Raw genomic sequence first — 7,207 nt, 5'->3', positions numbered from 1 at the left:
CCTGCTTTGTCCCCCGGGGGCGGGTGGTGTTTTGCCCCTCTGGGGGGGGCCCGGGCCGCAGCGGTGCTGCGGCACGGTCCCGATGCGGTGCCGGTCACGCGTGTGCTTCGGTCAGCACGGTGGCGCGGGACGGGTCGCGCGGTGTGCGCCCTGCCGCGACGACAGCACGCCTGGCGTACGCGCGGACATCGGCGTCCGGGTCGGCGATCGCGGTCTCCAAGGCGTCCACGGCGGGGTCGTCGCCCGGCCAGGTCGCCAGCGCGAGCACAGCGGCCTTGCGGACGTCGAGATGCCGGTCGGCCAGGGCTTCGGTCAGCGGTGGCACCGCCGATTCCGGCGAGGCTCCGGCCAGGCCGCGTGCCGCGCCCACCCGCACCTGCCAGGCCGAATGGCGCAGCGCCGCAGCCAGTTCCGCGACATCCTCGGCGCCGGTACCCAGCGCGGCGTAGGCGGTGAGCGCGGCGGCCCGCACCAGCGGATCGGCATCGCCGGCGAGCACCCGCACCACCTCGACCCCACCCGCGCCGATCGACGCGAGACCCTGGGCGACAGCGATCCGCACCTCCCGATTCACGTCACCGGCGATGGAGGCCACCGCCGCGGCGTCGTCGAGCGACACGAGCGCACGCACCGCCTCGATCCGGACCCGATGATCGGCATCGCTCAGTGCCGCACGGTATTCCACGGCCGACCCGGCCCGCAGTGCTCGTAGCAGGTCGACGACGGTCGCCCGGACGAGCGGATCCGGGGAACCGAGGTGCCCGGCCAGCGCACCCGCGCCCGGCAGCACCTCTACCAGCTCCCGCAGGCTCTCGGTCGCGGCCCGCCGTACCGAGGCGGCCTCGTCACCGAGCGCGCGCACCAGTTCGCCGGCGAACCCGTCGGGTGTGTTCTCGGTGAGTACCGACAGCGCCGCCACCCGCACGACCGGATCCGGATCGGTGAGATAGCTCGAAATATCCTCGACGGCAGGCGAATCCAGGGCGAGCAGGGTGACCAGCCGAGGTGAGGAGGGTGAGGCCGCCACCGGCTGACTGCGCACCGGCGCGTCGTGCTGCGGCGCCCGGGTCCCGACCAGCTCGGGCTGCGCGATCACCTCGACGATCGGCTCGGCCGATGGCACATCGTCCAGGCCGGGCACCGGCACCAGATACGGCGCCACCGACCGCTTCACGAATTCCATCTCACCTGTGGCGGTCTTGCGCAGGTTCAGGTGGAAGTTCCACGACTCGTCGTCGCGCTCGGGCAGATCGGCCCGGTCGTGATAGAGCCCCCACCGGGATTCCGTGCGGGTCAGTGAGCTGCGCGCCGCCATCTCCGCGCAGTCGCGGATGAACGAGACCTCCGCCGCTCGCATCAACTCGTGCGGTGTCCGCGCACCGATCCCTTCCACCTCACCGCGCATCCGCTCGAAGGTCTCCACCGCGATCGACAGCTTGGCCGCGGTCTTCGGCGGCGCCACATAGTCGTTCACGAAACGCCGCAGCTTGTATTCGACCTGCGGCTGCGGCGGACCCTCCGGCTGGCGCAGGGGACGGTAGATCAGTTCGTGCGCGGCGGCGAGCTGGTCGGCGGGCAGCTCGGCAGGCGCCGCCACCTCGGTCAGTGTGGATGCCGCGTGCGCGCCCGCCAGATCGCCGTACACGAACGCGCCGATCATGTAGTTGTGCGGCACACACGCCAGATCACCGGCGGCATACAGTCCAGGGACCGTGGTGCGGGCGTTCTCGTCCACCCACACGCCGGACGCGGAATGCCCACCGCACAAACCGATCTCGGAGATGTGCATCTCGATGTCGTGGCTGCGGTAGTCGTGGCCGCGGTTGGCGTGGAATGTGCCGCGAGTGGGCCGCTCGGTGGTGTGCAGGATCGATTCGAGGGTGGACAGCGTCTCGTCCGGCAGGTGCGAGACCTTGAGATAGATGGGCCCGCGCGCGGATTCGATCTCCTGCTTCACCTCCGCCATCATCTGCCCCGACCAATAGTCGGAGTCGACGAAGCGTTCGCCCTCGGCATTGACCTGGTAGCCACCGAACGGATTCGCGACATAGGCGCACGCCGGACCGTTGTAGTCCTTGATCAGCGGATTGATCTGGAAGCACTCGATCCCGGACAGCTCCGCACCGGCGTGATACGCCATGGCGTACCCGTCACCGGCGTTGGTGGGGTTCTCGTAGGTGCCGTAGAGATAGCCCGAGGCGGGCAGCCCGAGCCGGCCGCACGGACCCGTCGCCAGGATCACCGCCTTCGCGCCGACCTCGACGAATTCGCCGGTGCGTGTATTCAAGGCGGCCGCACCGACGGCGCGCCCGTTCTCGGTGAGTACCCGCACCGGCATCAGCCGGTTCTCGATCTGGATCTTCTCGCGCATCGTGCGTTGGCGCAGCACGCGATACAGCGCCTTCTTCACATCCTTGCCCTCGGGCATCGGCAGCACATACGACCCCGACCGGTGCACCCGGCGCACCGCGTACTCGCCGTACTCGTCCTTCTCGAACTTCACGCCGTAGCGTTCGAGCCGCTGCACCATCGCGAAACCCCGTGTCGCCGTCTGGTACACGGTGCGCTGGTCGACGATGCCGTCGTTGGCGCGGGTGATCTCGGCGACGTAGTCCTCCGGCTCGGCCTTGCCCGGGATGACGGCATTGTTCACACCGTCCATACCCATGGCCAGCGCACCGGAATGGCGGACGTGCGCCTTCTCCAGCAGCAGCACGTTCGCGCCGGACTCCGCGGCGGTGAGCGCGGCCATGGTGCCCGCGGTGCCGCCGCCGATGACGAGCACGTCGCAGTCGAGCCGGACGCGGTCGGACAGGTCGGGAATGTTCACCGGAGGACCCCCTGGAAGCGCTGTTGCTGACGACGGTGAGGGATGGCGTACGTCAAGGGCCGACGGTTTTCACACATGGTTGTGCCTCCTGTATAACGATGAGGGTGCGGACCGCGTACAAGGTCCGGGCCTACCCGGACACTGAGCAAGCGGCGCTGCTGCGTCGCACCTTCGGTTGTGTGCGCCTGGTGTGGAATAAGACCCTCGCTGAACGGCAGCGCCGCTACGCCATCGAACGAAAGCCGACCTCCTACTTCGAGACCGACGCCGCTCTGACGGGGTGGAAGAAGACTGAGGAGCTGGCGTTCCTGTCGGAGGTGTCCGCGGTTCCGCTGCAACAGACACTGCGGCATCAGCATTCGGCGTTCACGGCGTTCTTCAAGGGCGTGGTTCGATACCCGCGTTTCAAGAACCGGCACGGTCGCCAGTCTGCGCATTTCACCCGGTCGGCGTTCCGTATCAAGGACGGCGCGCTCTGGCTCGCGAAAACGGCCGCGCCCCTCAGGATCGTGTGGTCCTGGCCGCATGTCGACCTCGCTGTTCTGGAACCGTCGATGGTGATTGTGTCTCGTGAACCCGACGGCCGCTGGTTCGTCACCTTTGCAGTCGATGAGCCCAGTCCGGCTTCCACGCCGGTCACCGGAGACAGTGTTGGGGTCGATCTGGGGATCAAGGAGTTCGCGGTCTTGTCCAATGGGGAACGGATCGCCAACCCCAGGCACATGGCCCGCTACCAACGCGGCCTGCGACGTCATCAACGCCGCCTGTCCAGAATGGTGAAGGGGTCGGCCAACCGTGCCCGGCAACGGGTCAAGGTGGCACGTAGGCATGCTCGTGTTCGTGATGCTCGCCGGGACTTCCTGCACAAGAAGTCTGCTGATCTGGTGGCGAGATTCGACATGATCGCGGTCGAGGACTTGAATGTGTCCGGCATGGTGCGTAACCGACGGTTGGCGAAGTCGATCAGTGAACTCGGCTGGTCGGAGTTCCGTTCGATGCTCGAATACAAGGCCGAACGCGCCGGACGTCAGCTGGTGGTCGTCGACCGCTGGCTTCCGAGTTCGAAGACCTGTAATGCGTGCGGGTATCTGCTCGCTCAGCTCAGTCTCGAGACACGTCGGTGGACGTGTCCGGGCTGCGGCGCCCGGCACGACCGGGACCTCAATGCCGCGAAGAACATTCTTGTCGCCGCTGGGCTGGCGGAGACGCGAAACGCCTGTGGAGGCGATGTCAGACCGCATGGGGTATCCCGTCGGCAATCGCCTGTGAAACAGGAACTCCCGGGCGTGAGCTCGGGAATCCTTGCCTGTCAGGGCAGCGAGTAGTCAAAGTGACTCCAGGATTCGGTCCCGTAGCGCCTGCCGGTCCACCGGCTCGCGCGGGTCGGGCACCTCGACGACCGCGCGCAGCGCACCGTCGCCGAGGACGGCGATCCGGTCGCCGAGCAGCAGCGCTTCGTCGAGGTCGTGGGTGACGAAAACGATCGTGGTCGGGTGCGCGCGCCACGTGTCGACGAGCAGGCGCTGCATCTCCGCGCGAGTCTGGCTGTCGAGCGCGCCGAACGGCTCGTCCATCAGGACCGCGCGCGGCGAACCGGCCAGGCTGCGGGCGAGCTGCACCCGCTGGCGCATACCGCCGGACAGGTCACGCGGCAGATAGTCGGCGTACCCGGTGAGCCCGACCTCGTCGAGCCAGCGCTGAGACCGGGCCGCCCGCTCACCGCGCGGCACGCCCCGAAGGCGCAGCGCGAGCTCGACATTGGCGCGGGCGGTCCGCCACGGCAGCAGCGCGTCGTCCTGGAACACCAGCGCCCGATCGGCCGACGGTCCGGCCACGGTGTCGTCGTCGGCGCGGATGACACCGCTGCTCGGGTGCCGCAGCCCGGCGATCGCCCGCAGCAGCGTCGACTTGCCGCAGCCGGATTTGCCGACCAGGACCAGGATCTCACCGGGCGCGATCTCGAGGTCGAGGTCGCGCACCACGGTCTTGGCGCCGTAGCTGATCCGCACCGACTCCAGGCTCAAGCGCATGCCTGCCGAGACGGTGGGCGCGGCGGTGGTCGTGGTCATGACGCGACCTCTCTCGGCAGCCAGCGGGTGACCCTGCGGCCTGCCAGTTCGACGATTCCGGAGGTGAGGAAGCCGAGGACGCCGATGGTGATCATCCCGACGAACACGGCCGGGTAGTCGACGATCGTGTAGGACTGCCAGGTGCGGTAGCCGATCCCGAGTCGCCCGGAGATCATCTCGGCGGAGATGAGGCAGATCCAGGCCACGCCCATACCCACCGACAGGCCGCTGAAGACGCCGGGCAGGATGCCGGGGACCACGACCCTGGTCAGAACTTCGCGCCGGGTGGCGCCCAGAGTGCGCACGGCGTCCTCCCAGATGGTCGGCAGTGCCCGGGTCGCGTGCCGGGTGCTCACCAGCACGGGGAACAGCGACGCGGTGAAAGTGATGAACACGATCCCGGACTCGTCGCTGGGGAACAGCAGGATCGCCACCGGCACCAGCGCGATCGCCGGAATCGGGCGGATCAGCTCGGCGAGTGGACCGAACACGTCGGCCAGCAGCCGCGACCGGCCGAGACCGATGCCCGCCAGCACGCCGATCACCGCGGCCAGCCCGAACCCGGTGACGATCCGGATCAGCGACTGCGCCACATCCAGGTAGTACTGGCCGGTCCCCAGATGCTCGCCGAACTCGGCGACGATCTCGGTCACGGTGGGCAGGGTGTCGAACCGCAGCCCGGCCCGCACGTCACTGGCGGTGAGCAGCTGCCACAGGCCGATGGCCACCGCCACCGACGCGACCCGGATCACCCGGGACACCCACACCGACCTCCCGGGCACGCTGTCGGCATCCACGTCCTCTACAGCGAGAACTGTTGTGGTGGAGGCAGTCTCGTCCTGCGCTGCGGCCGCTACGGACACCGTGCTCATCCGCGGACTTCCGTCACGGCCTGCTCGTAGGAGACCGGAGCGGCGGTGGGATGGGTGGCACGGTAGCGGTCGGCCGCGGCCTGCGTGGTGAACGGCAGATACTGCGAGCCCTCGCGCAGCCAGATCGCCTTGTCGGCGAACCAGCGGGTACCCAGCTCGGCATCGGGGACGTAGGCCGCGCGAATCGTCTTGCCCTGCGCCTTGGCCGCCTGCGCCGCCCGCAACAGGCAGCCGGGGTTCGCGGCGGGCTGCGGCTTGTCGGCGCCGTCGACCCAGACCTCACCGGCCAGCGCCGGATCGTTCACCGGCACAGCGCAGATCGGATCGGTCCCGGTGACCTTGCTCGGATTGACCCGCGATGCCAGCGCGGAGTCGTAGTCGCCACGACCGGTCTCGGCGAAGGCCTCGCGCAGCGGACCGTCCTGGACGAACGCGTCGATATCGAGATCCGCGAAGTCACCGATCGACTTCAGATAGGCCACATCGTCTTTGAACGCGGCGATCAGGTTCGCCTTGAGCGTGGTGTCGAAACTCGTACCGCCGGGGCCGTTGTAGAGATACACGACCTCCTGCGGCAGACCAGACCCCTTGGCCACGAGATCAGCTGCCTCGAACGGCTTCTCGTTGAGAAACGCGGTCGCGTCCAGCTGCGCGGCCAGGAAGGCCTGCAGCACTTCGGGATGCTCGGACGCGTAGGCGCGGCGCGCCACCACACCGTGGAAGGTCGGCACATTCAGCTCGGCGCCGTCGTAGAGCAGCTTGGCCTTGTTCTGCTGCACCAGCAGCCCCGGCCACGCCACGAACTGCGACAACGCGCTCACCTGATGCGATTCCAGTGCCGTCGCCCCCACCTGTGGTTGCTGATTCAGCACTTCCACGCCCTTGGCCGGGTCGATGCCCGCCCGGCTCAGCGCCTGCACCAGCGTGCCGTGCCCCGCCGAACCCACACTGGCCGAGATCTTCTGCCCGGCGAGATCGGTGAGTGTCCGCGCCGGTGAATCATTCGGCACGACAACCATGTTCAGCGCGCCCTTGGGGTTGTAGCCGGTGATCGACACCAGTTCGGTGCGCGCGCGTTCGTTGGCCTGGGTCCGGGAACCGTTGATGAGCAACGGGTAATCGCCCATCGACCCGATATCGATCTTCTCGGCCACCATCTGCGCGGTGATGGGCGCGCCGGTGTCGTAGTCCTGCCACTCCACCTGGTACTTGGCGCCGCCCGCGTCGGTGATCCGCTGCAGCCGCTGCTCCAGGTAGCCTTGCGCCCTGAGCAGCGTGCCCGCGGTGACGGTGTTGATGGTCTTGGACTGATAGCCGACGACGACCTTGACGGTGCCCGCCGGTGCGGCATCGGAGTTTTCGAGGGAGCAGCCCGCCGCGACGAGCGCGAGAGCGAGCACGGCGGGGACGAGACGAGTGATCTTCATGCGTGGATT

Annotated in this window: 5 protein-coding genes; 1 reads left to right on the top strand and 4 read right to left on the bottom strand. The window is 68.3% G+C overall.

Annotated elements, in window-relative coordinates; translation table 11 throughout:
- Positions 1–94: 94 nt before the first annotated feature.
- Positions 95–2,830, bottom strand: a complete 2,736-nt coding sequence (locus ACFWF2_RS15745; protein WP_379308143.1) for a fumarate reductase/succinate dehydrogenase flavoprotein subunit — start codon at positions 2,828–2,830, stop codon at positions 95–97.
- Between the two features lie 104 nt (positions 2,831–2,934).
- On the opposite strand from ACFWF2_RS15745, the gene ACFWF2_RS15740 reads away from it, so the two are divergent.
- Positions 2,935–4,155, top strand: coding sequence for an RNA-guided endonuclease InsQ/TnpB family protein (locus tag ACFWF2_RS15740; protein ID WP_379308142.1), 1,221 nt, complete (start codon positions 2,935–2,937; stop codon positions 4,153–4,155).
- Here the strand turns inward: ACFWF2_RS15740 and ACFWF2_RS15735 are convergent, their stop codons facing one another.
- Genes ACFWF2_RS15735 through ACFWF2_RS15725 form a run of 3 tightly spaced genes read right to left on the bottom strand, consistent with a single transcriptional unit; the run spans position 4,156 to position 7,198 of the window.
- Complete coding sequence (locus ACFWF2_RS15735; protein ID WP_379308141.1) at positions 4,156–4,899, bottom strand: ABC transporter ATP-binding protein; 744 nt, start codon at positions 4,897–4,899, stop codon at positions 4,156–4,158.
- Entirely contained in the window at positions 4,896–5,771 is an 876-nt protein-coding gene (locus tag ACFWF2_RS15730; protein WP_379308140.1) for an ABC transporter permease, read from the bottom strand. Before ACFWF2_RS15730 ends, ACFWF2_RS15735 begins: the two co-directional genes overlap by 4 nt.
- Entirely contained in the window at positions 5,768–7,198 is a 1,431-nt protein-coding gene (locus ACFWF2_RS15725; protein ID WP_379308139.1) for an ABC transporter substrate-binding protein, read from the bottom strand. The genes ACFWF2_RS15730 and ACFWF2_RS15725 overlap by 4 nt, the downstream gene beginning before the upstream one ends.
- Positions 7,199–7,207: the final 9 nt, after the last annotated feature.

This window comes from Nocardia sp. NPDC060259 (assembly GCF_042728775.1).
Lineage (GTDB): Bacteria > Actinomycetota > Actinomycetes > Mycobacteriales > Mycobacteriaceae > Nocardia.
Note: the sequence above shows the minus strand (reverse complement) of the source record. Positions and strands in the feature narration are given on the sequence as shown.